General features: G+C 61.2%; 19 protein-coding genes. 12 read left to right on the top strand and 7 right to left on the bottom strand.

Annotation, left to right across the window (positions count from 1 at the left end; all coding sequences use genetic code 11):
- Window positions 1–4: 4 nt before the first annotated feature.
- A complete protein-coding gene (locus H7995_RS02600; RefSeq protein WP_166589534.1) occupies window positions 5–1,318 on the top strand; it encodes a transporter in 1,314 nt (437 codons plus the stop codon).
- A 64-nt stretch (window positions 1,319–1,382) separates the two neighbouring features.
- Here H7995_RS02600 and H7995_RS02595 read toward each other — a convergent pair whose 3' ends face one another.
- Window positions 1,383–2,708: a sigma-54 dependent transcriptional regulator gene (locus tag H7995_RS02595; RefSeq protein WP_166589533.1), complete on the bottom strand. Its 1,326-nt coding sequence runs from the start codon at window positions 2,706–2,708 to the stop codon at window positions 1,383–1,385.
- A gap of 343 nt (window positions 2,709–3,051) precedes the next feature.
- Here H7995_RS02595 and H7995_RS02590 point away from each other — a divergent pair, with 343 nt between their 5' ends.
- The 3 genes from H7995_RS02590 (at window position 3,052) to nhaB (ending at window position 6,520) form a co-directional block, all read left to right on the top strand.
- A complete protein-coding gene (locus H7995_RS02590) occupies window positions 3,052–3,318 on the top strand; it encodes a hypothetical protein (protein WP_166589532.1) in 267 nt (88 codons plus the stop codon).
- A 306-nt stretch (window positions 3,319–3,624) separates the two neighbouring features.
- Window positions 3,625–4,923, top strand: a complete 1,299-nt coding sequence (locus tag H7995_RS02585; protein ID WP_185817934.1) for a delta-60 repeat domain-containing protein — start codon at window positions 3,625–3,627, stop codon at window positions 4,921–4,923.
- Window positions 4,924–5,017: 94 nt separating this feature from the next.
- Window positions 5,018–6,520, top strand: a complete 1,503-nt coding sequence (gene nhaB / locus H7995_RS02580; RefSeq protein ID WP_166589530.1) for a sodium/proton antiporter NhaB — start codon at window positions 5,018–5,020, stop codon at window positions 6,518–6,520.
- Window positions 6,521–6,588: 68 nt separating this feature from the next.
- Here nhaB and zwf read toward each other — a convergent pair whose 3' ends face one another.
- Together zwf and gnd are read right to left on the bottom strand one after the other, a co-directional pair.
- Window positions 6,589–8,109 carry a glucose-6-phosphate dehydrogenase gene (gene zwf / locus H7995_RS02575; protein ID WP_166589529.1) on the bottom strand — a complete coding sequence of 507 codons (1,521 nt, stop codon included), beginning with the start codon at window positions 8,107–8,109 and terminating at the stop codon, window positions 6,589–6,591.
- Window positions 8,106–9,188, bottom strand: coding sequence for a phosphogluconate dehydrogenase (NAD(+)-dependent, decarboxylating) (gnd, locus tag H7995_RS02570; protein ID WP_166589528.1), 1,083 nt, complete (start codon window positions 9,186–9,188; stop codon window positions 8,106–8,108). The genes zwf and gnd overlap by 4 nt, the downstream gene beginning before the upstream one ends.
- Before the next feature lie 172 nt (window positions 9,189–9,360).
- On the opposite strand from gnd, the gene H7995_RS02565 reads away from it, so the two are divergent.
- The 3 genes from H7995_RS02565 (at window position 9,361) to H7995_RS02555 (ending at window position 13,839) form a co-directional block, all read left to right on the top strand.
- Window positions 9,361–9,528 carry a DUF6026 family protein gene (locus H7995_RS02565; RefSeq protein ID WP_166589527.1) on the top strand — a complete coding sequence of 56 codons (168 nt, stop codon included), beginning with the start codon at window positions 9,361–9,363 and terminating at the stop codon, window positions 9,526–9,528.
- A 151-nt stretch (window positions 9,529–9,679) separates the two neighbouring features.
- Window positions 9,680–11,419 (top strand): phosphoethanolamine transferase CptA, encoded by a 1,740-nt coding sequence (locus H7995_RS02560; protein WP_166589526.1) that lies wholly within the window; start codon window positions 9,680–9,682, stop codon window positions 11,417–11,419.
- A gap of 173 nt (window positions 11,420–11,592) precedes the next feature.
- Complete coding sequence (locus H7995_RS02555; protein ID WP_185817933.1) at window positions 11,593–13,839, top strand: TonB-dependent siderophore receptor; 2,247 nt, start codon at window positions 11,593–11,595, stop codon at window positions 13,837–13,839.
- 41 nt (window positions 13,840–13,880) lie between these two features.
- Here the strand turns inward: H7995_RS02555 and H7995_RS02550 are convergent, their stop codons facing one another.
- Complete coding sequence (locus H7995_RS02550; RefSeq protein WP_166589524.1) at window positions 13,881–14,372, bottom strand: GNAT family N-acetyltransferase; 492 nt, start codon at window positions 14,370–14,372, stop codon at window positions 13,881–13,883.
- 108 nt (window positions 14,373–14,480) lie between these two features.
- Window positions 14,481–15,599, bottom strand: a complete 1,119-nt coding sequence (gene zapE, locus H7995_RS02545; protein WP_185817932.1) for a cell division protein ZapE — start codon at window positions 15,597–15,599, stop codon at window positions 14,481–14,483.
- Window positions 15,600–15,991: 392 nt separating this feature from the next.
- On the opposite strand from zapE, the gene H7995_RS02540 reads away from it, so the two are divergent.
- Genes H7995_RS02540 through H7995_RS02530 form a run of 3 tightly spaced genes read left to right on the top strand, consistent with a single transcriptional unit; the run spans window position 15,992 to window position 18,586 of the window.
- Window positions 15,992–17,464 carry a solute carrier family 23 protein gene (locus H7995_RS02540; protein ID WP_185817931.1) on the top strand — a complete coding sequence of 491 codons (1,473 nt, stop codon included), beginning with the start codon at window positions 15,992–15,994 and terminating at the stop codon, window positions 17,462–17,464.
- 55 nt (window positions 17,465–17,519) lie between these two features.
- Window positions 17,520–17,993 carry an LEA/WHy family protein gene (locus H7995_RS02535; RefSeq protein ID WP_166591662.1) on the top strand — a complete coding sequence of 158 codons (474 nt, stop codon included), beginning with the start codon at window positions 17,520–17,522 and terminating at the stop codon, window positions 17,991–17,993.
- A 38-nt stretch (window positions 17,994–18,031) separates the two neighbouring features.
- On the top strand, window positions 18,032–18,586 hold the full coding sequence (locus tag H7995_RS02530; protein WP_166591663.1) for a GNAT family N-acetyltransferase: 555 nt from the start codon (window positions 18,032–18,034) through the stop codon (window positions 18,584–18,586).
- On the opposite strand, the gene H7995_RS02525 is transcribed toward H7995_RS02530, so the two are convergent.
- The gene (locus H7995_RS02525) at window positions 18,569–18,820 is read right to left on the bottom strand and encodes a hypothetical protein (protein WP_019690567.1); all 252 of its coding nucleotides are present in this window, start codon (window positions 18,818–18,820) and stop codon (window positions 18,569–18,571) included. The genes H7995_RS02530 and H7995_RS02525 overlap by 18 nt on opposite strands.
- Window positions 18,821–18,984: 164 nt before the next feature.
- On the opposite strand from H7995_RS02525, the gene H7995_RS02520 reads away from it, so the two are divergent.
- Window positions 18,985–19,302, top strand: coding sequence for an ElaB/YgaM/YqjD family protein (locus tag H7995_RS02520; protein WP_166591664.1), 318 nt, complete (start codon window positions 18,985–18,987; stop codon window positions 19,300–19,302).
- A gap of 170 nt (window positions 19,303–19,472) precedes the next feature.
- Here H7995_RS02520 and H7995_RS02515 read toward each other — a convergent pair whose 3' ends face one another.
- The gene (locus H7995_RS02515) at window positions 19,473–20,504 is read right to left on the bottom strand and encodes an Ldh family oxidoreductase (RefSeq protein ID WP_182340457.1); all 1,032 of its coding nucleotides are present in this window, start codon (window positions 20,502–20,504) and stop codon (window positions 19,473–19,475) included.
- Window positions 20,505–20,710: 206 nt separating this feature from the next.
- Here H7995_RS02515 and H7995_RS02510 point away from each other — a divergent pair, with 206 nt between their 5' ends.
- Window positions 20,711–25,462, top strand: coding sequence for a dermonecrotic toxin domain-containing protein (locus tag H7995_RS02510; RefSeq protein ID WP_185817930.1), 4,752 nt, complete (start codon window positions 20,711–20,713; stop codon window positions 25,460–25,462).
- Window positions 25,463–25,682 lie beyond the last annotated feature (220 nt).

Here is a 25,682-nt window from a genome sequence, read left to right as displayed (position 1 = left end):
TTTCATGTATCGATCGGTGTCATTACGCGCAGTTGTTTGCCTAAGTACTCTATTTCCCGCTGCGCTACTGCAAGCGGCGCCCAACTCGGACGTAGAGACCCTTAAACAGGAACTTCTGGAGCTCAAGCAACGCTACGAAGTCCAGCAAAGAGCCCTGGCGGTACTCGAACAGCGAGTCCGCCAGGTTGAAGAGCAACCGGCCGAGCCACCACCCAAACGCTTGGCCAAATCGCCCGCCGACATGCGCGGCAATACCCAGGTCGCCGGTACAGGCGCCGGGGCAGCTTCGGGCGGAGCCGCAGGGGGCGGTGGTGCCAAGGGCAGTTCCTACGGCCAGTCGCTGGCAGACGACACCCAACCGGCCCAGAGCGTGTCGAACCTCTATGACGAAGCCAGCGGCTTCTTCGGGGGCGGCAAATTCAGCTTCGAGACCGGCGTGACCTATGCCCGCTATGACACACGCACCTTGATTCTCAACGGCTTCCTGGCCCTGGACTCGATTTTCCTCGGCAACATCAACCTGGACCGAATCAAGGCGGACAACTGGACCTTCGACCTGACCGGTCGCTATAACCTGGACAACCGTTGGCAATTCGACGTCAACGTGCCGGTGGTCTATCGCGAGTCGACCTACCAGTCCGGCGGTGCCTCGGGCGGCGCGGCGAACGTGACATCCGAGGAAACCGTGACCCAGGATCCGACCATTGGTGACGTCAACTTCGGTGTTGCCTACAAGTTCCTCGACGAGTCGGTCAACTCTCCAGATGCGGTGTTGACCCTGCGCGTCAAGACGCCGACCGGCAAGGAGCCATTCGGCATCAAGTTGCGTCAGGTCGACAGCAACAACAATCTGTTCATCCCGGATGACCTGCCAACCGGGAACGGTGTGTGGTCGATTACCCCGGGGATTTCCCTGGTCAAGACCTTCGACCCGGCCGTGCTGTTCGGCTCCCTGTCCTATACCCACAACCTGGAGGAATCGTTTGACGACATCAGCTCTACTGTCAACGTCGATACACCGGGTAAGGTCCGTTTGGGCGACAGCTTCCAGATTGGCGCCGGTATCGCGTTTGCCTTGAACGAAAAAATGAGTATGTCGTTCTCGGTCTCCGATCTGGTGCAAAAAAAGAGCAAGCTCAAGCCTGATGGCGGTGACTGGCAGTCGGTGACGTCCAGCGACGCCAACGCCGGCTACTTCAACGTCGGCATGACCGTGGCGGCCAGCGACAACCTGACCATCGTCCCCAACCTGTCGATCGGCCTCACCGACGATGCGCCGGACTTCACCTTCAGCCTGAAATTCCCTTACTACTTCTAAGCCCCGCAAACGCCAGGGCCCGCTGCGATCTACTTCGCAGCGGGCCCTGGCGTTTCACCGCGCCCTAGCGGATCTGGTGCTTGTGCAGCAATCGGTAGAACGTTGGCCGGGACACCCCCAGCACCCGGGCGGCGACACTGAGGTTATCGCTGTGCCGGTTCAACACATCACACAAGGCCTGGCGTTCGGCCCGGGTCTTGTAGTCCTCAAGGGTGCCCATGGGCGTGGCGATCGCCTGGTGGCTGATCAAGCCCAGGTCCCGCGCCTCGATCTGCCGGCCTTCGGCCAGCACCAGGCCGCGACGCACCCGGTTCGCCAACTCACGGACATTGCCCGGCCAATCGTGCTTGCCCATGGCCACCAGGGCGTCCTCGCTGAAACTGCGGGGCCGGCGTCCGGTTTCCAGGCTATAGAAGTGGGAGAAATGGTTGGCCAGCATCGACAAGTCGCCATGGCGCTCACGCAAAGGCGCGGTCACCACCTGCAGGACATTGAGCCGGTAATACAGGTCTTCACGAAAACGCTTGGCTTCGATGGCCGACTCGAGGTTGACGTGAGTGGCCGCCAGGACCCGCACATCCACGGGTATCGGCTGGCTGCCCCCTACCCGCTCGATGTGCTTTTCCTGGAGGAAGCGCAACAGGTTGGCTTGCAACTCCAGCGGCAGGTCGCCGATTTCGTCGAGAAACAACGTACCGCCATTGGCGGCCTCGATGCGCCCGATCTTGCGCTGGTGGGCGCCGGTGAAGGCGCCCTTCTCATGGCCAAACAACTCGGACTGGATCAGATGTTCGGGGATCGCCCCACAGTTGATCGCCACAAAAGGCTTGTTGTGGCGTTGCGACTGACGGTGCAGGGTCCTGGCCACCAGTTCCTTGCCGGTGCCGCTTTCGCCACGGATCAACACTGGCGACTCGGTTGGCGCCAGCTTGCTGAGCAGTTTGCGCAGCTCCCGAATCGGCTTGCTGTCGCCCAGCAGTTCGTGCGCCGGCTGGTCGACATGGATCGTCCCCTGGCCGCGCAAGCGCGCCATGCCAAAGGCCCGGCCCAAGGTGACTTGGACCCTGGAGACGTCGAACGGCAAGGTATGAAAGTCGAAGAACCATTCACAGACAAAGTCGCCGACGTTCTGCAGGCGCAACACTTCCTGATTCAATACGGCAATCCACTCGGTGCCGCTGCGGCTGATGAGGTCCTTGACCGCTTCGGGCCGCTCCAGGTGAAAGGGTTGCAGGCGCAGCAGGCCGACGTCGCAACTGCGGTCGACGGCGTTTTCCAGGCTACAGCTGTCGACATCCCAGCCGATGGCACGCAGACCGGGCAACAACTGGTGGCAATCGTCACAGGGATCCACCACCAATAGACGGCGTAGTGCAGGGGCTTCGAGCATGACTGTTCCTTGGCGCCAAATTATGGAAAAGTTATTAGAAACAGTCGTTTGGCGGACCTGGGTGTAACATTAGCAAGAACTTGACAGGGTCTTGTATCGTTTAACTATAAGGTTAATTACGTTTTAGTTATAAGCAACCTGTTGCTTAGCAACCTATCTACTCCCAACCTTTCATTCAGCTTTCAAAGTGTCCGCCAATACCGAGCATATGGAAGAAAGTTTAAATTTCTTTCAATTATGTGTGACCTGCCTGATGGTTGCGCGCATCAGTACAAGTAACCAGCCGAACGGTAAGCCCAACCGACGGCACATCACTTGATTGGGCACTACGAGAGAAGACCCCATGAACGCCCCGCTCCGTCTCAACGAAGCTCTTTTGATTGCCGACCACGCATTTACTCCTTTCCAATGCGTGGCCTGGGCCCCACAGGATGGCACTGGCGAGCTGACGCTGACCGTGATCGACCGTACCAGCACCCCGATCGAACGCAAGCAAGTGCCGTGCAGCATTTACACCGACCCGGTACAACTCGAGTCCCTGCTCAAGCAAGCGCGTGCCGAATTGAGCGAAGAAGGCTACCAGTTGCAATCCTGGACCATGCCGCAATAAAACAGCGCGCGGGTCACCGTCCTCGGTGGCCCGCCTGTTTATCGAGATAACTTCCTGGCCTCCCCTGCCGCTATCTCGGTTTAGTCCTCGTTAGTTAGTCAGAAAAACTCTGCTTAATTAACGATGAGCGGTCGCTTTTCAGGGTCAAACCCAACTTCGGTTCGCAAAGACACTGTTCTGGCACATAACGCCGCTCCGCCTGTAATTTCTGACAGTTGTGCATTATTTGAATCAGCGCTTGAATGTTTCCTTCATGAAGTCCTCCTCCTCAGCTCCGGATCAGGTCGACTCGCAAGGAGAAGCGACATGTCCATCCACGCCATTCACAGCGCCCTGGCATTCCGTATCCCTACAGATACGGCCGGCCAACTCGACAGCCGTTTTGCCTGCGCCGGCAAAGCCTGGGTCGATTTCCCCGGCAGCCTGTGGAGCCTGGCCAATGACGTGACCGTCGACAGCCAGGGCCGTTTGCTGGTCGCGGCCAAGGTCGGCCTGGACCACGGCTGCCACTTCGGCCTGGCCCGCCTGCACGCAGACGGCTCGCCGGACCTGAGCTTTGGCACCTTGGGCAGCCGGGTCGGACAATTCGCGCCCGGCCTGGAGTCCACCGGCGGCAAGGTGCTTGCCTTGGCCGATGGACGCATCCTGTTATCGGGCCATGTGTATGAAAGCCTCCACCGCACACTCCCTGCCCTCGCCTTGTTCGATCACCAGGGTCGTCTGGACCCCACGTTCGGCGACCGCGGCGTGCAGGTGGTGCGCCTGTCGGGCAACCTGTCCCAGGGGCTGCGCGACGCTTGGCTGCCTCCTGGCGTACCCGGCGCGGAAGCCTGCGACGTTCAGGTACAAGCCGATGGGCGGATCCTGCTGCTGGCCAATCACCATTTCGAGTTTGCCGATCATGTAGGCGTGCTGATTCGCCTGGAGCCAGACGGCCGCCTGGACACCTCGTTCAATGGCCGGGGATTTGTCATGGTCCGCCACCTACTGCTCAACACTTGGCTGTCCAGCATCCTGGTGCAGCACGATGGCGCGATTGTGGTTGCCGGCTCGATCGACCTGCCCCAAGAAGGTTTACTGGCACGCTTCGACAAGGATGGCCGCCTGGATAGCAGTTTTGCCGAACACGGCTTCCTGAGTTTCCGCGCCCAGGGCCGCAGCGCCCAGGTCAGCCAGGTCGTGCAACACCTGGACGGCCACTTGCAGTGCTTTGGCAGCAGTCGCGACCCGATGCACTGCCTGTCCCTGAAGGTACGTCGCGATGGCCGTCCAGACACGACGAACAACGCCGGCCATGCCCGCCTCACGCAGATCGCCAATGTCCCCAGCCAATGGACCGCGGCAACGACCTGCACGGATGGCCGGGTACTCAGCGTGGGCGCCACCATTGGCGGGGTCGAGGCAGATTTCCTGATCGCGCGGCACCTGGCCGACGGCCGCCCGGACCTGGATTTCGGGCAAGGTAACGGCTGGGTTCGCACCCGCCTGGGAAATAGCCTGGACACGGCGACCTCAGTGGTGGTGCAGGCGGACGAAGGTATCGTGGTCGGCGGCTACTCGCTGGACGGTCATTATCGGGCCGTGCTGGTGCGCTACCGGGCTTGATCCTGGGCGCTCATGAACAACAATAAAATTCAAGAACTTGATCTTGTCCGAGTGTTACGGCAAGTTGCGCGCTTCTTAATCAAAGGAGCAGCCGATGTCCGGTTCAATGGCCCAGGCGTTTGCGCATAATTTCCTCGGGCATTCGCCGCGCTGGTACAAGGCGAGCATTCTCGCTTTCCTGATACTCAACCCCTTGCTGCTGTGGACTGCAGGCCCGGTAGTCGCTGGATGGTTGCTGGTTGCCGAGTTCATCTTCTGCCTGGCCATGGCGCTCAAGTGCTACCCCTTGATGCCAGGCGGCTTGCTGATGGTCGAGGCGCTGCTGCTGGGCATGACTACGCCCCAGGCGCTGTATGACGAGTTGCAACACAACTTCCCGGTGATCCTGCTGCTGATGTTCATGGTGGCCGGGATTTATTTCATGAAGGACCTGCTGCTGTTCCTGTTTTCCCGGCTGTTGCTGGGCGTTCGCTCCAAGGCCGTACTGGCGCTGCTGTTCTGCTTTCTCTGCGCCTTCCTTTCGGCGTTTCTCGATGCCTTGACCGTGACGGCGGTGATCATCAGCGCGGCCGTGGGGTTTTACTCGGTCTATCACCGCGTCGCCTCGGGCAACGATCCGCGCCAGAACAGTGCGTTCACTGAAGACCACGACCTGCCGGCACTGCACCACGAAGACCTCGAACAATTTCGCGCCTTCCTGCGCAGCCTGCTGATGCACGGCGCGGTGGGGACCGCCCTGGGTGGTGTGTGCACCCTGGTCGGCGAACCACAGAACCTGCTGATTGGCCATGAAATGGGCTGGCACTTCGCAGAGTTTTTCCTCAAGGTCGCGCCGGTCTCCATGCCGGTACTGGCCGCCGGCCTGGTGACCTGTGTGCTGCTGGAGAAACTGCGCTGGTTCGGTTACGGCACCCTGCTCCCGGACAACGTACGCCGGGTGTTGGCCGACTACGCGGCGCAGGACAACGCTGAACGGACTGCCCGCCAGCGCGCAGCCTTGTTGGTGCAAGGCGCGGCGGCCATGATCCTGATTGTCAGCCTGGCGCTGCACGTGGCTGAAGTGGGTTTGATTGGCCTGATGGTGATTGTGCTGATCACTTCGCTGACCGGGATTACCGATGAGCATCGCCTCGGCAATGCCTTCAAGGACGCCATGCCCTTCACCGCACTGCTGGTGGCGTTTTTTGCCGTGGTGGCGGTGATTCACGACCAGCAACTGTTCACCCCGTTGATCCAGTGGGTGCTGGCCCTGCCTGCCGAGCAGCAACCGGGCATGTTGTTCATCGCCAACGGCCTGTTGTCGGCGATCAGCGACAATGTGTTCGTGGCGACCATCTACATCACCGAGGTCAAGCAGGCGTTCCTCGCCGGCCACATGAGCCGCGAGCACTTCGAGACCCTGGCGATCGCCATCAACACCGGCACCAACCTGCCCAGCGTCGCCACTCCCAACGGTCAGGCCGCGTTCCTGTTCCTTTTGACCTCAGCGGTTGCCCCGCTGATTCGCCTGTCGTACGGGCGCATGGTGTGGATGGCATTGCCCTACACCGTGGTGATGGGTGGACTGGGCTGGTATGCGGTGAGTTACTGGCTGTAGCTTTCGCGGACAAATGCCACGCCCCCTGTAGGCGCGAGTTTGCTCCTACAGGGGGCGTGGCATAGGGGTTAGCCCAGGCTGTGCCACACCCGGCCGTCGCGGGCCAGCAGTTCGTCCGCGGCGCTTGGGCCGTCGGTGCCGGCGGCATAGGCCTGGACGCTGGCATCTTCCTGCCAGGCATCGAGGAAGGGTTGTACCGCACGCCAGCCGTTTTCGATGTTGTCGGCGCGCTGGAACAGGGTCTGGTCGCCGGTCAGGCAATCGTAGATCAAGGTTTCATAGCCCGTGGAGGGCTGCATTTCGAAGAAATCCTTGTAGGCAAACCCCAGTTCGATGTTGGCCATGTCCAGCGCCGGTCCCGGGCGCTTGGCCAACAGGTCGAACCACATGCCTTCATTGGGCTGGATCTGAATTCTGAGGTAAGTCGGTTCGAGTTCATCGACTTCCGTATCGCGAAACTGCGCGTAGGGCGCAGGTTTGAAGCAGATTGCAATTTCCGTGTCACGCACGCTCATGCGCTTGCCGGTGCGCAGGTAGAACGGCACGCCGACCCAACGCCAGTTGTCGATCATCACCTTGAGCGCGACGAAGGTTTCCGTGGTGCTGTCAGGCGCCACCTTCGGCTCCTCGCGATAACCGGCCACCGGCTGGCCGCCGCTGTCTCCCGCGCTGTACTGGCCACGGACCGAATTGGCACGTGCCTCAGCCGTTGACCAGGGACGAATCGCCCCCACCACCTTGGCCTTTTCACCGCGGACCGCATCGGCGCCAAACGCCGCCGGCGGCTCCATGGCAACCATGGCCAACAGCTGGAACAGGTGATTGGGCACCATGTCGCGCAAGGCGCCAGTGTGCTCGTAAAAACTGCCACGGGTTTCAACGCCGACGGTTTCCGCGGCGGTGATCTGTACGTGGTCGATGTAATGATTGTTCCAGAACGCCTCGAACAGGCTGTTGGAAAACCGGCTGACCAGAATGTTCTGCACGGTTTCCTTGCCCAGGTAGTGGTCGATCCGGTAGATCTGCTTTTCCGTCATCACCTTGAGCAGGCACGCATTCAAGGATTCGGCGGTGTGCAGATCGGAACCGAAAGGCTTTTCGATCACCACCCGACGGAAAGCCTCCGGGCCCTCCTCCAGCAGCCCGGCCGAACCGAGTTGGCGCACCACTTCGCTGAAGAAACGCGGCGCGGTGGCCAGGTAGAACACCGCATTGCCTGTGCCGCTCTCGGCGATTTTCGTCGCCAGCGCCTGGTAGGTGCCGGCGTCGAGAAAGTCACCCTGGACGTAGCTGATGCCCTTGGCCAGCTTGGCCCAGAGCGCCGGGTCCAGGGAGTCATGGCCGTTGCCGACCTTGCTCGCCGCCTCGTTGCGGATGAAGTCTTCGAGTTTTTTCGCGAAGTCGACATCGCTGATGGCGTTGTGATCCACCCCGATGATCCGCAAGCCGTCCCCCAACAACCCGTCGCGACTGAGGTTGTACAGCGCTGGCATCAGCAAACGCTTGACCAGGTCGCCATGGGCACCGAACAGAAACAGCGTGGTCGGCGGTGCTGGTTGTGCCTTGGACTTCTTGCGGATCGAGGTCATTTTTTCGGCGTCTCGACGTGGCCACCAAAACCGAAGCGCTGGGCCGAAAGGATCTTGTCACCGTAAACACCCTGCTGGCGCGAGCGATAACGGGAGAACAAGGAACTGGACAACACCGGTACCGGTACCGCCTGCTCCATGGCGGCCTCGATGGTCCAGCGCCCTTCACCGCTGTCAGCGACGGAGCCGGAGTAACCTTCGAGCTTCGGATCGCTGGCCAGCGCATCGGCGGTCAGGTCCAGCAACCAGGACGAAACCACGCTGCCACGACGCCAGACTTCTGCGATATCGGCGACGTTCAGCTCAAAGCGCTGGTCTTCCGGCAGGATTTCCGAGGATTTGGTCTTGAGGATATCGAAGCCTTCGGCAAACGCCTGCATCATCCCGTATTCGATGCCGTTGTGAATCATCTTCACAAAGTGCCCTGAACCAGCAGGGCCGGCGTGGATGTAACCGCGCTCGGCACGGTCATCTTCCGACACCCGGTCCTTGGTCCGCGGGATGTCACCCATGCCCGGGGCCAGCGCCTCGAACAATGGGTCCAAACGTTTCACTTCGTCGGCGTCACCGCCGATCATCATGCAATAACCACGCTCCAGGCCCCACACGCCGCCGGAGGTGCCGACGTCGATGTATTTCAGGCCTTTTTGTGCCAGGGTCTTGGCACGACGGATGTCGTCCTTATAGAAGGTATTGCCGCCGTCGATGATCACGTCACCGGCTTCCAGCAGCTCGCTCAGGGTTTCGATGGTGTCTTCGGTCGGTGCGCCAGCGGGCAGCATGACCCAGACCGCGCGCGGCTTGGCCAGGCCAGCCACCAGTGCGGGCAGGTCGGCAACGCCGGTTGCGCCTTCTTGGGCCAGGGTATCAACGAACGCGGTGTTGCGGTCGTAGACCACAGTGCTATGCCCGTTGAGCATCAGGCGCCGTGCAATGTTGCCGCCCATGCGGCCCAGTCCAATGATCCCTAATTGCATGTGCTGATGCTCCTTACTGCGAAAAAAAGTGTGCCAAAAGTCGATAGCGCCACGAACCAAGTCAAGCTTAGTCCAGGGCGTTGCTACATAGTTTCCGGGCATTTTGCCTGAACTATAGGGATAACGTCCCAAACAATGGCGAAGACACAGGGACAGCGCAAAATAAAAAAGTTCCATTGAGCGGCAAAAGAAATCAAAATCGCCGTCCAAAGTGGCCGCGCGCACGCTTTTCCATGCCGGCCACTGTTGTCAGACGCCATTTACGAGGTGAGCAATGGGCACAGTAGTCACCGCACTGCCGACACAAACCCTGTACGTCACCGTTCGTCGTGACGAACTGCGCCAACTCAAGGCCGACCGCGAACAATTGCTCGAACAGGTCGCGCAACTGCGCTTGCAGTTGGCCCAGGTGCAACTGCCAGAGCCTTCAGTGACCCGCTGAAGCTGCCTTGCACCGCGCAAACAAAAACTAACAATTTTTTCACATCCGCCTAGGGATACTTCGCCGTTTTAGTACGCCGCTCGCGCGCGCGTGAACCGTGGATGCCTGGAAACGCTCCAGTCTCCGCGTCATTAATCGGCTGGAGCGCTGAATGGCGATGTTTAAACGCAGCAGTACGCCTGCAAAAGGGTTTGATTGGGCAGGCTTGGGCTGGCTGTTCCTGTTCTTCTGGTATTTTTCCGGCATTACCCAGCTACTGATCCTGTTGACCGGCACCTCGGGGTTCACCGGTTTTCGCCAGGCCTTCGTGATGTCCGCCATCTGGCTCGCGCCGATGCTGCTGTTCCCCGCCCGTACACGCCTGCTCGCGGCGGTGATTGGGGTGGTGCTCTGGGCCTGTTCGATGGCAAGCCTTGGCTACTTCTTCATCTACCAGCAGGAGTTCTCGCAAAGCGTCATCTTCATCATGTTCGAGTCGAACGTCTCGGAAGCCGGCGAGTACATGACGCAGTACTTTGCCTGGTGGATGGTGGCTGCGTTCATCGCGCACACCGCTGTAGCCCTGTTCCTCTGGACCCGCCTGCGCCCGGTCTACCTGCCGCGCGGCAAGGCCTTGCTGGCAGCCACGGCAATTCTGGTCGCGGTCATCGGCTACCCGCTGGTCAAACAGACCGCGCGCACCGGCAGCCTGGCCGCCGGCTACGAAAAATTCGAAACCCGGATCGAACCGGCGGTGCCATGGCAGATGCTGGTTGCCTATCGTCGCTACGGCGAAACCCTGGCCAGCATGCAGGGCATGCTCGACAACGCCAGCCAGGTCCCACCGCTGCACAACTTCAAGGACGCGATGGCCGGCCAGCCCGCGACCCTGGTCCTAGTGATCGGTGAGTCGACCAACCGTCAGCGCATGAGCCTGTACGGCTATCCGCGGCAAACCACGCCGGAGCTGGACAAGCTCAAGGACCAACTGGCGGTGTTCGACAACGTCATCACCCCACGCCCCTACACCATTGAAGCGCTGCAACAGGTTCTGACCTTCGCCGACGAAGAGAGCCCGGACCTGTACCTCAAGACGCCGTCGTTGGTCAGTGTGATGAAGCAGGCCGGCTACAAGACCTACTGGATCACCAACCAGCAGACCATGACCAAGCGCAACACCATGCTCACCACCTTCTCCGAGCAGGCGGATGAGCAGGTCTACCTGAACAACAACCGCAACCAGAACGCCCGTCAGTACGATGGCGACGTGCTGGAACCGTTCACCAAGGCCCTGGCCGACAGTGCGCCGCGTAAATTCATCGTGGTGCATCTGCTGGGCACCCACATGAGTTACCAGTACCGCTATCCACCTACCTACGACACCTTCAAGGACCGTCAGGGCGTACCGCCAGGGGTCAGCGATGATCAGTTGCCGACCTACAACAGCTACGACAACGCGGTGCGTTACAACGACTTCGTGGTCTCGAGCCTGATCAAGGACTACGCCAAGACCGATCCGAACGGCTTCCTGCTGTACCTCTCCGACCACGGCGAAGACGTGTTCGACTCGGCGGGCCACAACACTCTGGGTCGCAACGAAGCCAAGCCCACCGCGCCGATGTACACCATTCCGTTCATGGCCTGGGCCTCGCCGAAATGGCGGGCAAACCACGGCTGGGACTTTACCGGCGACTTGCAGCGGCCCTACAGCAGTTCGCACCTGATCCACACCTGGGCTGACCTGGCCGGTTTGAGCTTCGACGAACTGGACCACAGCAAGAGCCTGGTCAGCGACAGCTTCAAGGCGCGCCCGCTGTTGATCGGCAACCCTTACGAACGTGAGCAGAAGGCACTGATCGACTTCAGCCTGATGAAGCCCAAGGCGCCTGCCACGGCCGTCGTGACTCAATAAGCAAACCCTGCGGGGGCCGGTTCCGGCCCCCGTTTCTGCAGGCCCTGAGCCCACGCAAAATCCCCCTCGAAAAAATTAGATTAATAATTATTCGCAATTAGGCTAAATATCCTGATTCACCTTCGTCTTTGAGCAAACGGAATTTTTCCATCGAAGACAAGGAGTCGGCTGCGATGTTCGCGCCTATTACCCGTTCCATGACCTTGACCCTGGGCCTGTGCAGTCTCGCCCTGTGCCCTTCCGCCCATGCGGACACCGAGCCGGATAAACAGCAGGAGCCTGCCGCCAAGGCGCTCGAACTGGACACCACCAACATCAATGCGGTGGGTCTGGGGACCACCACTGAAAACACCGAGTCCTACACCACCGGTGCAATGAGTACGGCGACCCGGCTCAACCTTTCCATCAAGGAAACCCCGCAGTCGGTCTCGGTGGTCACCCGCCAGCAGATGGACGATTTCAAGCTCACCACGCTTTCCGAAGCCATGAGTCAGACCACCGGCGTGGTCGTCCAGCACAACGACTCCGACCGGGTCAGCTATTCCTCACGCGGCTACTCGATCAACAACTTCCAGATCGATGGCATGCTCAACACCTTCGGGCGCATGAAGTCCGACTCGGATACCATCATCTACGACCGCATCGAAGTGGTTCGCGGCGCCACCGGCCTGACCACCGGCGCGGGCGATCCTTCGGCCACCATCAACATGGTGCGCAAGCGTCCGACCGCCCAATGGGAAGCCAAGACCGGCGTCAGCGGCGGCAGCTATGACGATTACTACAGCTACGTCGATGTCGGTGGCCCGCTGGCGTTCGACGGCCGCCTGCGTGGCCGCAGCGTGCTGGCCTACCGCGACAGCAAATCGTTCCGCGATCACTACCAGCTGCAACGGGAAGTCGGCTACGGGATCCTCGAAGCGGACCTCACCGACGACACCGTGCTGGCGGTCGGTTACGACTACCAGGACAAACAGGTCCAGGGCACGTCCTGGGGCACGGTGCCGTACTGGAAATCCAACGGTGACAAGGCCAACCTGTCGCGCTCGACCAACATGGCGACCAAGTGGAGCTCCTGGCCCCTGAAAGACAAGACCGCCTTCGCCAACCTGGACCAGAACCTGGGCAACGGCTGGCACATGAAGGGCGCCTATACCTACCGGGAGAGTGACACCGACGGCAAGGTCTACTACGGCGGTGGCGGTTACCCCAACGACGACCGCAGCGGCATGGTCGCCTACCGCAGCCACATGAAGGGCGAGCAGAAGATGGAAGTCTATGACTTCAACTTCGCCGGCCCCTATCAGTTGCTTGGGCGCGAACACGAGTTGATGGTCGGCTACGGTGAAGCCGAGCGCAGCGCGTCCAACCCGTACCTGGTGTCTGCACCGACGCCACCGGGCTACGACAACATTCCTGATTGGAAGTACATGGGCAACATCGGCAAGTTCCGCGACACCGACACCGGTATCGAAGGCTCGAACGACAGCACCAAGCAAAAAGCCGGTTACCTGGCCACCCGCCTGAGCCTGGCCGAAAAGTGGCATGCGGTCCTGGGCAGCCGTTATGGCAGCTGGAAAACCGATAGCAACTACTACAGTTTCAACGACCAGTACCAGCGCACCGGCAACGACCACAGCAGCCAGACCCAAAACGACGTCTTCACCCCCTATGCCGGCTTGCTGTACGACATCACCCCTGAGTACACGGCTTATGTCAGCTACACCGACATCTTCAAGCCGCAGACCGAGCGCGATTCCAGCCGCAAGTACCTGGACCCGATTGTCGGCCAGAACTATGAACTGGGGCTCAAGGGCAGCTTGCTCGATGAGCGCCTGAACGTCGCCACCGCGGTGTTCTGGAGCAAGCAGGACAACGTCGCCGAACTGGATGACTCGGTGCGACCGGACCCGACCACCGGCGAAGACTTCTACAAGTCCGGCGGCAAGGGCAACAAGGTCAACGGCTTCGAGGCCGAGGTATCGGGTGAGGTCATGACGGGCTGGAACATGACGGCCGGCTACACCTACACCCATTCGAAAAACGGCGAAGGTGAGCGCAACAACACCAACCAGCCGTTGAACATGCTGCGCATCTCGACGGCTTATCGCCTGCCGGGTGAATGGAATGCGCTGACGGTGGGCGGCGCGGTGAACTGGCAGAGCGACATCTACGAATTCGCCAGCCGCCCCGTCGGACGCGACGCCGATGGCGACATCGTGACCAAGGAAACGCGGATCAACCAGAACAACTACTCGGTGGTCAAGCTGATGTCGCGCTACGAGTTCGACAAACACCTCACCGCCTCGTTGAACGTCGACAACCTGTTCGACGAGAAGTACTACGACAACGTCGGCTTCTACAACGGCGTGTTCTGGGGTGACCCACGCACCGTCACCTTGAGCCTGGACTACAAGCTCTGACCCTCAGGAACTGAAGGAGCGCCGTCCGGCGCTCCTTCACGTTACAGCGGCTTGGTCCAGAACAGCATCCGCCCGTGGTCCGGATCGAACATGCCGGGGGCGAAACCAAACTTGTCGTACGCTGCCTGTGCGACGGCGTTGCCTTCCAATACTTCCAGGGTGATCTTGCAGCAGCCACGCTGACGGGCAATTTCCTCGACCTTGAGCAACATCTTCTGACTCAGCCCAAGACCGCGATACTTGCCGACCACCGCAACGTCATGGACGTTGACCAGCGGGCGACAGGCAAAGGTCGAAAACCCCTCGAAGCAATTCACCAGCCCGGCCGGCTCGCCATTGACGAAAGCCAGGACGCTGAATGCATGGGGACGCTTGGCCAATTCGCCGGGTAATTGCTGCAACACGTCGGCCGGCAACGGTGTGCCGCTGCCCATCGGGTCTTGCGCATAGTGGTCCAGCACCACGCCTATGGCTTCGGCATGAGTCGGGTTGCTGTAGCTGGCCTGGAGTACCAGGATGTCTGCGGGTTCCATTTCCTTCCTCGATCTAACGGTAAGCGCTATCCCTGCGGGTATCGCCTGGGGCAATCGACATTAACCTGTGGCGCGCGACCGGACAACCGTGACGGCTGGGGTAGCGTTTCAGGCTGGAGCAAAACGCCGCAACTGCATCTCCTTCAAACGGCTCAAGGTGCGGCGAAAGGCAAATTCCAGGTAACCCTCGGTGTACAACTGATCCATCGGCACCTGTGCTTCCAGATACAGCGGGACCTTGCGGTCATAGCACTCATCGACCAAGGCAATGAAGCGCCGCACGCTGTCGTCGTGGACCGACAACTGCGGCAACTCGCGGTCACCGGCAGCAACACGGGCACTCCCATCTTCGGTGCCGCGGGCAATCCGTCCGGGGCGTTGCTGGGCGCTGAGATTGGGCACTTCGCTGATCAGGATAGCGCTGAAGCGATCACACAGCGCCATGAAATCCATGGCCGCCAACGGTTGCTCGCAGAGGTCGGCATAACGACACCAGAGCACCTTGTCACTGGCCTGGACCACGGCCACCGAACGGTAACCGATGTTCACCGGCGCGCTGGACACCGGCTGGCCGGCGGTCAGCTCGGCGAAGACCTGACTCAGCCCCCCGGGCTCACCTGCTTTGCTGACCCAATAACGCTGCAGATTCACCCCCGGATGCAAGCGGTGATCCTCAGCGCCGTCCACCGCCACCACCTGCATATGCGCCTGGATCGCGGCAATCGCCGGGACGAAGCGGTCACGATTAAAACCGTCCGCGTACAGCTGCTCGGGCGGCTGGTTGGACGTGCAGACCAGTACCACGCCTTCATCGAACATCACCTGGAACAAACGACCGAGAATCAGCGCGTCACCAATATCATTGACAAACAGCTCGTCAAAACACAGCACCCGCACCTCCCGACTCAACTCCCGAGCCAACGCCCGCAGCGGGTCGGCGGTGCCGGTCAGTTGAAACGAACGCTGATGCACCCAGGCCATGAAATGATGAAAATGCTGCCGCCGCGCCGCTACCCGCAAGGTCTGGTAGAACTGATCCATCAACCAGGTCTTGCCCCGCCCCACCGGCCCCCACAGATAAACCCCAGCGATCGGCGCCCGGCCTTGATGCAAAGCCTCGTGACACGCCTGCAACGCCAACACCGCCCGCTCCTGAGCGGCATCGACAACAAAGCCCTGCTGACTGATGGCCGATTGATAAGCGCTGAGAGGAGAATCGAAGGTCATGGGGCCCCGGGGTCAATACGCAAAAACCGAAGTATCGCATGCCCTCACGGATAATCCGCCAGATGCCTTGGTGCAGAGCAAGGACTGCTGCGACAGAGGATTAGGGTATTACCGAAGCAGACGGTGTGGCCAATATCGCCATCGCGAGCAAGCTCGCTCCCACAGGGGTAAGAGCCCTTGGTTACTTGGGGTCGGGCGACGTTCCGTATTCCCAAGTAACCCGCCGTAGTGCGCAACCCTAAGTAGCCATCACCGCAGCAACGGATACACCCACCCAACCCTCCCCACCCAACCAACTTTCGACGCTTTAGTGGCTTGACGCTTCTGGCAGGTCCACCTTTCTGGCATCCTGCGCCTCCATTTTCTGACCTGGCCTTATTGGCACCCTCCCCGTGACCTCATCTGACCACGCAAAAACTGCCCCGCGTTCCGACCTGATTTACGGCCTGTACGACCGTCCCCACTTCACCGCGACCGTGTTTGCCGCACTGCAGCACGTGCTGGCAAGTTTCGTCGGGATCATCACCCCGACCCTGATCATGGGCAGCGCCCTGGGGCTGCAGAGTGAAATCCCCTACCTGATCAGCATGGCCCTGTTCGTTTCCGGCCTCGGCACGTTTGTCCAGGCGCGCCGCTTCGGCCCAGTCGGTTCCGGCCTGCTGTGCCTGCAAGGCACCAGTTTCTCGTTCATCAGCGTGATCCTCAGCGCCGGCTTCATGGTCAAGGCGCGGGGTGGCGGTACCGACGAGATCCTCTCGACGATTTTCGGCGTGTGTTTTTTTGCCGCATTCATCGAGGTGGTGCTGAGCCAGTTCATCGGCAAACTGCGCATGCTGATCACCCCGGTCGTCACCGGCACCATCATCACCCTGATGGGTCTGTCGCTGATCAAGGTCGCCATGACCGACATCGCCGGCGGCTTTGGCGCGGCTGACCTGGGCGGCGCCCACCATCTACTGTTGGCCGCCCTGGTGCTGGGCACTATCGTGGCGCTGAACCGGGTCGACGTGCCATTCCTGCGCCTGGGGGCCATCGTCATCGGCCTGACCCTGGGTTACCTGGTGGCCTGGTTGATGGGCGACGTCGACTTCGCCAACATGACCGCCGTGCCCCTGATGAGCGTGCCGGTGCCGTTCAAGTACGGTTTTAACTTCGACTGGGTGGCGTTCATTCCGATCGCGGTGATTTTCCTGGTCTCGCCCCTGGAGGCCGCCGGCGACCTGACGGCCAACTCGATGATCTCGCAACAACCGGTCAAGGGCCCACTGTATATCCGCCGGATCAAGTCCGGACTGTTGGCGGACGGCCTCAACTCGGCGATGGCCGCCGTATTCAACAGCATGCCGATGGTGACCTTCGCCCAGAACAACGGAGTGATCCAGCTGACCGGCGTCGCCAGCCGCTACGTGGCGTTTTTCATTGCCGGCCTGCTGGTGTTGCTGGGGCTGTTCCCGATGATCGGCGCGGTGCTGCAACTGATGCCCAAGCCCGTGCTGGGCGGCGCTGAACTGGTGATGTTCGGCACGGTGGCCGTGGCCGGGATCAAGATCCTCGCCGAGGCCGGGCTGCACCGGCGCAACATGCTGATCGTGGCGATCTCCCTGGGCATGGGCCTGGGCGTGGCGGCCGTACCGGAAGTGCTGCGCGAGTTGCCCAAGGCGTTGCACAACATCTTCGAGTCACCGATCACCGTCGGCGCGTTGTGCGCTATCGTGCTGAATATCTTTTTGCCCGAGGAGTTCATCGAGCTGGAAGAAGACGACTTTGACCCGGAGGCCTCGATTCTCCAGGTCATGGAAAACCCCGACGTCAGCCACTCGGGCGAACCGCTCAAGCCCTCGGCGGTCCCATCCTTGAAGCGCTAATCCGCGGGTGGGTCGAGCCGCTGGCGGTTCGAACCCTGTTGATGAGAGCCCCTACATGCGCCGATTCATCTTTGCCGGCCTTGCCCTGTTGTTGCTCAGCCTGAATGGCTGCGCGCTGTTTCCCGATCGCGACCCGTTGAACGTCAACGTGGTCGGCCTCGAGCCGCTGCCCAGCCAGGGCCTGGAGGTGCGATTCGCAGTCAAGATCCGTCTGCAGAACCCCAACGACAACGCCATCGACTACCACGGCGTGGCCCTGAACCTTGAGGTCAACGGCCAGCCTCTGGCCTCCGGCGTCAGTGACCAGCAAGGCTCGATCCCGCGCTTCAGCGAGGCGCTGATCAGCGTGCCGGTGAGTATTTCGGCGTTCTCGGTGATGCGCCAGACCCTGGGACTGAGCCAGACCCAGTCCCTGGACAACCTGCCCTACGTGCTACGAGGTAAATTAGCGGGCGGCCTGTTCGGCACCCAGCGTTTTGTCGACAGCGGCCAATTGAGCCTGGCCGGCCCAACTGCCGGCGCCCGTTGACGCCGCGCGCCCATCACGCCAAGGAGGTGGATTCAGATATGGCCCCATACCCCACGCTGTACACCGAGCGCTTGATCCTGAAACCGCTGGAACTCGCCGATGCCCAGGCGATCCAGCAGCAGTTCGCCCAGTGGGACGTGGTGCGCTACCTCAATGCCCTGGTGCCCTGGCCGTATCCGCCGGACGGTGCCCTGGTCTACCTGCGCGACATCGCCCTGCCGGCGATTGCCCGGGGGGAGGAATGGCATTGGTCGATCCGCTTGAAGTCGGCCCCCGAGCAACTGATCGGCAACATCAGCCTGATGGACGAACAGGACAATAACCGTGGTTTCTGGCTGGGCCCTGCGTGGCAGGGCCAGGGGCTGATGGCGCAAGCCTCGGCCGAGGTCACCCGCTACTGGTTCCAGGACCTTGGGCGCGAGCTCATGCGTGTGCCCAAGGCCTCGCCCAACCTGGCGTCACGCCGACTCTCGGAACGCAGCGGCATGCACCTGGTCCGGGTCGACGAAGGCAACTTCGTCGGCGGCCGCTACGCCCAGGAAACCTGGGAAATCACCCGCGAGCAGTGGCAGCGCTTACTTCGCCGCCATTAGGCGATTGACTTCACTGCGCACCATGTTGGCGTATTCCGGCGGTGACATGGCGTCCAGCTCCGAGCGGACCCATTCGGCCCATTTGCCTTTGCGCTTGGAACGCTCACCGAACAGACGGGCCGCTTCACCTTTGGATTTGCCCAGGTTGCTCTGCCAGAGGTCGAACAGACGGGACTTTTCATCTTCAAGCGCGGCGCGCTCGGCAAGGGGCTTGTCGGCCAGATTGAAGCTCATGGGAGTTACCTGCTGCATAAAATAGGCGACATCTTACACTGTAGGTAGAAATCTCCGGCGATGGATTTACCCAGACCAGGGAGCATCGCAGAAAAAATCTGCAACTTTTACCCGCCGCCTACACTCCATTGTTCACTGTCCCTTTCCCTGCAAGGAGTTACCCGATGGCCCGAAAAACTGCCGCCCAGGCTCAAGAAGAGCAAATCAAGGATCAGGCGTTCAGTGAGCTGCAAGCGCTGATCGAAGAGTCGGAAAAGCTCCTTAAAAGCAGCGCCGCCCTGGTGGGCGAGGAAGCCGAGACCCTGCGCGGGCAAATTGCCCTGAAGCTGCAGCAGGCTCGCGACTCGGTCACCAGCGTGCGCGAACGCACCCAACCGGTGGTCGATGCCACCGAAACCTACATCGGCGGGCACCCTTGGCAAACCGTGGCAATCTCTGCCGGGTTTGGCCTGGTGGTGGGGTTGTTGTTGGGGCGCCGTTGAGCCCCACATCGCTGTAGGAACAACTGGGGTCTGGTGGACGCAGGACTTGTAGGAGCGAGTGCCCGCTTGCGGCTTGCTCGCAATGCACTCAAGGACAACGCGTCCATCCAGCCACTGCACCTCATCGTTGACGACCCTCGCCGGCAAGCCGGCGCCTGCACATCGGCAGGTCAGCCCTCAGCCAGGCTGCGCAACTGCACCAGGGTTTCATCGTCCAGCACGATGCCTGCTGACTCAGCTTTACGCCGCTCGCGATGACGGCGATCACCCGGCAGTCGGTGCAAACCGACGGCATGCATCTGCCGCACCAACTCCTGGCTTCTCTGCGCGAAGTTCTGCCCCGCCGCCTTGCTCGGGTCGATGACGATCAACAACTGCCCGGTCCACGGGGTCTTGGCACCAGGGTGATTGGACCAGTCGAATTCGAACGAAAAATTGCCCCCTGTCAACGCCGCCGCCAGCAACTCGACCATCATCGACAACGCCGAGCCCTTGTGTCCGCCAAACGGCAGCAACGCCCCGCCCTCGAGGATCGCTTTCGGGTCCGTGGTCGGCTGGCCCAGGCTGTCCACCCCCATACCCGGCGGCAAGCGCTCGCCCTTGCGCGCAGCGATCTGCACATCGCCATGGGCAATGGCGCTGGTGGCCAGATCAAAGACAATCGGCTCGTCGTCTGCCCGTGGCGCGGCAAACGCAATGGGGTTGGTGCCAAACAACGGACGGTCGGCGCCGTGGGGCACCACGCACGTCATGCTATTGACCACGCTGAGTGCCACCAGCCCCTCATAGGCAAAGGGCTCGACGTCCGGCCAGAGCGCGGCGAAATGGTGGGAGTTGCGAATCGCCATGACCGCGATCCCGGCACTGCGGGCTTTCTCTACCAGCAATGCGCGGCCAGCAGCCAACGCCGGCTGGGCGAAGCCGTTCTGCGCATCGACCCGCACGAACCCAGAGGCGACATCTTCCACCACCGGCACCGCCTGGCCATTGACCCAGCCGCTTTTAAGCGTCGAGACATACCCCGGAATGCGGAACACCCCATGGCTATGGGCACCATCTCGCTCGGCCCCGGCACAATTGTTGGCCAGCACCGTGGCGACTTCGGGACGGGTGCCGTGGCGCAGAAAAATCCCTTCGAGAAGATTCACCAGTGTTGGGTACGACACCGTATGTGAGGCAGCTTGATCGTGTGACACAGACATCTGAAGCTCCAGGTTTTTTATTGGAGGGGGCAACAGCGCGGGGATCCCGAGGCGCTGATTAAACCCCCCTTGACGCGCCCGCTGTCAACTGTCGAAAGGCGACCCACAGCACACTAACTATCTACCGCGCTGCGCCGTCTCGGCCCACTTAGCCTTGGAGCCTCCCCAGCGACTCACAATCGTCGCGCCCCACCGAGACAAACACCATGACAGACCAGCCCCTACCGCTGTTTTTCCCTGAAGCCCTGCAAGACCTGAAAGTCCTCACCCCAAGGTTACGGGCCCTGGATTTCTCGCTCGCGGACCTGGCCTGGTTGCGCAATGTTGAACTCGCCAGCCACACACACCGTGCCGCGCAGCCTGACCCCATGACCGTCGAATCCATCGCCCTCAGGGTCAAGGACAGCCAGCCAGAGCCCCTGGCCGGCAGCTTCATGCTGCACCCGACACCGGTCGATCAAAAGGCAGTGCTGTACACGCCCTACGGCGGGCTGCAGAAGTTCGACAACCCGGGCGCCGCGATTCAGACGCTACAGGCGTCGCTCAAGGACCCCGGCAAGCGCCTGGAGCTGTTGCGCTTGCTGCCCATCGCCTGGCGTCATTCATGGCCCGACGACAACAGCTTCAGCCTGAGCCATGAGGTCATCGACGAGCCGGTGTTCGAGCACCAGGGGCGACAATTCGCTGCCAGCCAGCGCAACAACCTCAGCCTGATGCGCGAACAACTCGAACAACTGCCCACCTTGAGCCACTTGCTTGAACAGCTACTCGACCGTGAGCTGGGGCGCTCCTTTCCCGGGCTGGACCAACGACAAAGCCGTGTCGAATTCTTCGCGCTCGACCCAGAGGGTGAACGGCGCAAGGTCGATAGCAAACCCTTGACCCAGGCGCTACTGGATTTTTTCCTGCATCGCACATGGCCTGCGGGCCTCAACCGACGGTTTGCCAATCCGCGCCTGGTACCCACTGCCGATGACCCTGCCCCCTGGGAAAACGCCGTCAAGGGCATCGCGCAAGGCCTGGCGCCCTTGTTGGCCGAGCGATTGCGCAGCTATTGGGCAACTGACGCCGGGGTCGTCGGTTCGCGCCTGGCTTTTTTTGCCCAGGCCATGAGTGACAAGGCGCGCCTCGACCTGCTACGCAAACGCCAGGAGCAAATCCTCAGCCCCGAGCAGCACCAGGTCCTGCTCGCGCTGCTCGAGCGTGGGAACGCCCCCGCCGGCTATGACGCCGACCAGTTGCAAGCCGAAACCGTGCGCGTGTGGGAGCAGCCTGAGCAGTATGTCGAGCCGGCCAGCACACTGCTGCTGAGCAACCGCAACAGCGCTTACCTGTATAGCCAGTCCCAGGGCGTGCAAGTCCTGAGCGACTACGCCCAGCTGAAACAGACCGTGCAACGCATGGTCACCAGCAGCGGCCATGAAGATCAGGTCTACAGCCTGCTGAGCCTGCCGGAGCGCAACCTGCTGCTGCGCCTGGACGAGCCCCAGGTATCCGGCGAACCGGTATTCGGCAACCTGTTCCAGCGCCTGGTGTCGGACATCATCAGCAAGCAACAGCAGAGCATCAGCCACGCACTGGATGTCTTTCGCAACAGTGAAGGGGCTATCGATCTGCCGGCGTTGTTCGATCAGTCACTGGACGTGCGGGCCATGCTCGACAGCGCGTTGCTGGAGCCGGCCGATCAGCAGCGCTGGAGTCTGCGGCCGTTGATCAGCGGTGAACATCACCCCTCCATACGGGCGACGGACAGGGCCGAGCTGCACCTCAAGTCCCTGCAAAGCGTACGAGACTCCCTGGCCGAAAAACTCGCGGCGCTGCCCGCGGACAACCTGGCACTCCAGCAAACCTTCCTCGAGGGTCTCAAGCCCGACCTCGGCCACGCCATGGCGGTCGGTATTCGCGGCGAAGCTGCTCTGCGCCAACTGCCCCGTACGTTCAGTGCGCATGACAAGGCCATCGTCGACACTGCCCTCAATCCCGATACCCCGACCCGCCGGCAACGCAACGCATTGCGCGGTTTCCGACCCGATGCCTGGTCATTGACCCTGCTCTGCTCGGGTGAGCCCAACCTGATGCCACTGGCCAATTGTTTGCTGCTGACCGAACGCGGCGGCCTGGACCCGTCACACTCGGGACGGGCCATTCTCTGGACGCCGGCACAGGGTCTGGAGGCCTTCGCGTCCATCACCCACGCCCGGCTCGAACTGGACAAGCGCTTGCTGGATGAAGGCGCACGCCTGGAGCTGCTGGAAAACCTCCCGCGTGACCTCTACCGCCCTCATCGCAGCTATACGCTGGGGCCGTTTCGCCTGATTGAAGGCCATGTACTGCAGGAGCGTCAGCAATCGGCGATCAACCACTTCATTGCCGCACGCCGGTTCACCCGCTCACTCGGCCTGCCGGACGCGAGCCTACGCGCGGATTGGCTACGGCATAAATCGTCGCCCACGCCACTCAATCTCGAACATGCCATGCAGATTGCCCGGGGCATCATCACCCAGCGCTCGTTACCGGCCTGGCTCGGCGCGGCCTCTGCGGGACAGATGCAGCAGCATGCCGAATTGCTGGAGCAATTTCGTCTCAGCCTCGAACCAGGCGGTGACTACCTGCATGACGTGCAACCCCTTTCAGGCTACGTCGCCGAGCGCCTCAAGCAACTGCTGCGCGCGCGTTTTCCTGGGGCTGAGCTTGACCCCGATCAAATGCAGGTGACGCCGACACTGGCTTTGAACGGCCCAGTTCAGACACTCACTGAATTCGCTCTCAACCCCACCCATGTGCTGCATAGCGCCGGTTTCGCGATCACCTCGGGCAGTGCCCTGGAGCTCCCCGCGCAGGTCACTGCCAGTGAAGTCAGAAAGCTGTTGCTGCAACTGGACATCAAGACCGCCTACCGCGAGCAACTGACCCGGCTCCTCACCGGCAACACCCGTGCGGTCCTCAAGCGCCAGCAACGCTTCGTCCGGCAGTTGCCCTGGCAGTTGCGGCTGCACGCCCACGCCCTGAACCTGCAGGGCAACCTCTCGGAGCAGGGCCTTGCCCTGGTTGAGCAAGTGCTGGACATGCCGGATGCCCTGGCGCGTGCCAGTGTCAGCGGGGCCAAGGCGATCGTCCGGCCCCTGGAACTGATCGCCACCCAGGGCGCCGCAACCGTCAAGGCCTTGGGTTTGTACCTGATCGGCGAGCACGTCAACGGGCCGCAGGTGCTCTATGCGCCGTACGACAAACACCTGGGTATTACCGAGTACGCCAACACGGCCAGCGTGGTGAGCGCGATCAATCATCCGGGGCCATTGCAGGATCTGTTGCTGCGCCGCTTGCCCGCCCCCCACCAGGCAACCTACCAGAACCTGCTGGGCAGTGGCCCCGACTCCGATATCCAACTCGCCTGCCACCCGATTGAAGGCAACCTGCTGCATCGCTTGTTCGCCGATAACAGCGTTCTGCTGTCACACCTGCTGGGCAGTCATCTGGAGCGCAGTGCAGCAGCGGACTGGGACGCGCTCAAGGCGCTGTTTGCCAAGGGCATGAAGTATGGCGGCGCTTTTTTGCCGGGCAAACTGGCGATTCCCCTGGCGCTCTGGCAAAGCTACACCTCCTTCAAGCAGTCGGCCGAGGCCCTGCAGGATCACCACTGGAAGACCGTGTTGCCGAGCTTTATCAACGGTATCGCGCAACTGGTGAGGCTGGGCAGGTTGTTGCATGTCCCCGTCGGGGTGAGCCGCGACACCAGGGCCATCGACCTCTGTGCGCCCGCGCGGACCCGGCTACAGCCCTTCGAAGCCACGCAACTGGCCCTCTCCGGCGAACGCGCTGCCGACGGCAGCTACCCCATGGCTGTCGGGCAGCACTATGCCCCGGTGGCGGGCAAGGTCTACCCCATCAGCAAGAAAGCCATCGCACCACGCATCGTCGAGACCCAGCGCCAGGGGCCCTACCTGCTGAACCAGGGTACCCAATGGTTGCTGGACCCTGACGTGCATAGTGTTCACTACGGCAAGGCGCTGTCGAAACTGCACAGCAAACTGGTCACCCGGCAGGAGGTACGCCGGCTCATCAACATCGAAGCCCGGGGTATGGAGAAGATCCGCCAACTGTTCCCGGAAAAAGCCAGGCAGATCGTGCAGGCACTCGACCTTGCGCGCTTCTACGCGTTCAACAGCCTGCACAATCTGGCCCAGCTCAAGAGCACCCAGCGCGGCGCACGCCTGGAGGTACTCTTCAAGGAAATGTTTGACGTCGACAGCCTCAATGAAAGCCTGCTTCGGAAAATCAAAGAGGCCATTGTGCCCCTGTGCAAAGCCCTGGTGGATCCGAGCCTGGACTCACTCGACCACGATCGGTTTGTGGTGGGCTCCAACCTCTATCCCACCGAGGGCGTGATCGCGTTTGTCGTCAGTGAAGACGCACAGCGTGCGGTGCATTTCACCGAGCACTTCTTCAACCAGCAACTGGACATGTATGAGGGGGCCTTGACCGAAACATTCGATATCACCGCCCACGCCCAGGCCGCCACTCTGATCCACGAGTTTTCGCACCTGTTTTCCAATACGTATGACTTCGCCACAGTGGAGTCCCGCAGACCCTTCAGTGACCTCATCTCGACCCTCACTCACGCTCACCGCCTGCTCAAGGCCACGCATGAGACGTTCCAGCGTGAAGCGCTGTCCCTGCGCACGCCGGCCGAGGAATTGTTCGCCTACTGGAACCGCGAAGAACAGACGTGGGAAAGTTTTGACGACGCCCTGGAGGCCAGGCAATTGCGCAACGCCGTCAGGTCAGCCACCGGCGCCGCAAACATGCAGGAGGCACGCACGGCGTTCTTCAATCCCGATTCGCCCGATCGACGTACCGACACCATCCTGCGTAATGCCGATTCGGTGGCACGCCTGGTATGTGAAATGGGCCGGCGCCTCGACCCGGTTCCAGGAATGGACGAAAAAGCCATTCATTGATGTTTAATCGCCATGACGGCTGGTCTCGGCGGCCGGTGCTGCTGTCCGACACTGGCACCGGGATGATGGCGGCAAACGCGTAATGGGCCTTGTCATGGGTAAAAATCGGCGGAAAATAATTGACAGGCCACTGGCCCAAAATATCGGCGTCTGACCCTTCGATGACGTACTTTCGACAAAATTTCTACATTCAGAGCTTCATGATTTGCCCCGCTCATTC

Origin of the sequence: Pseudomonas kielensis (assembly GCF_014236655.1) — a bacterium.
Classification (GTDB): domain Bacteria; phylum Pseudomonadota; class Gammaproteobacteria; order Pseudomonadales; family Pseudomonadaceae; genus Aquipseudomonas; species Aquipseudomonas kielensis.
The sequence above is the reverse complement of the archived record's forward strand: the minus strand, read 5'-3'. Positions and strand labels throughout refer to the sequence as shown.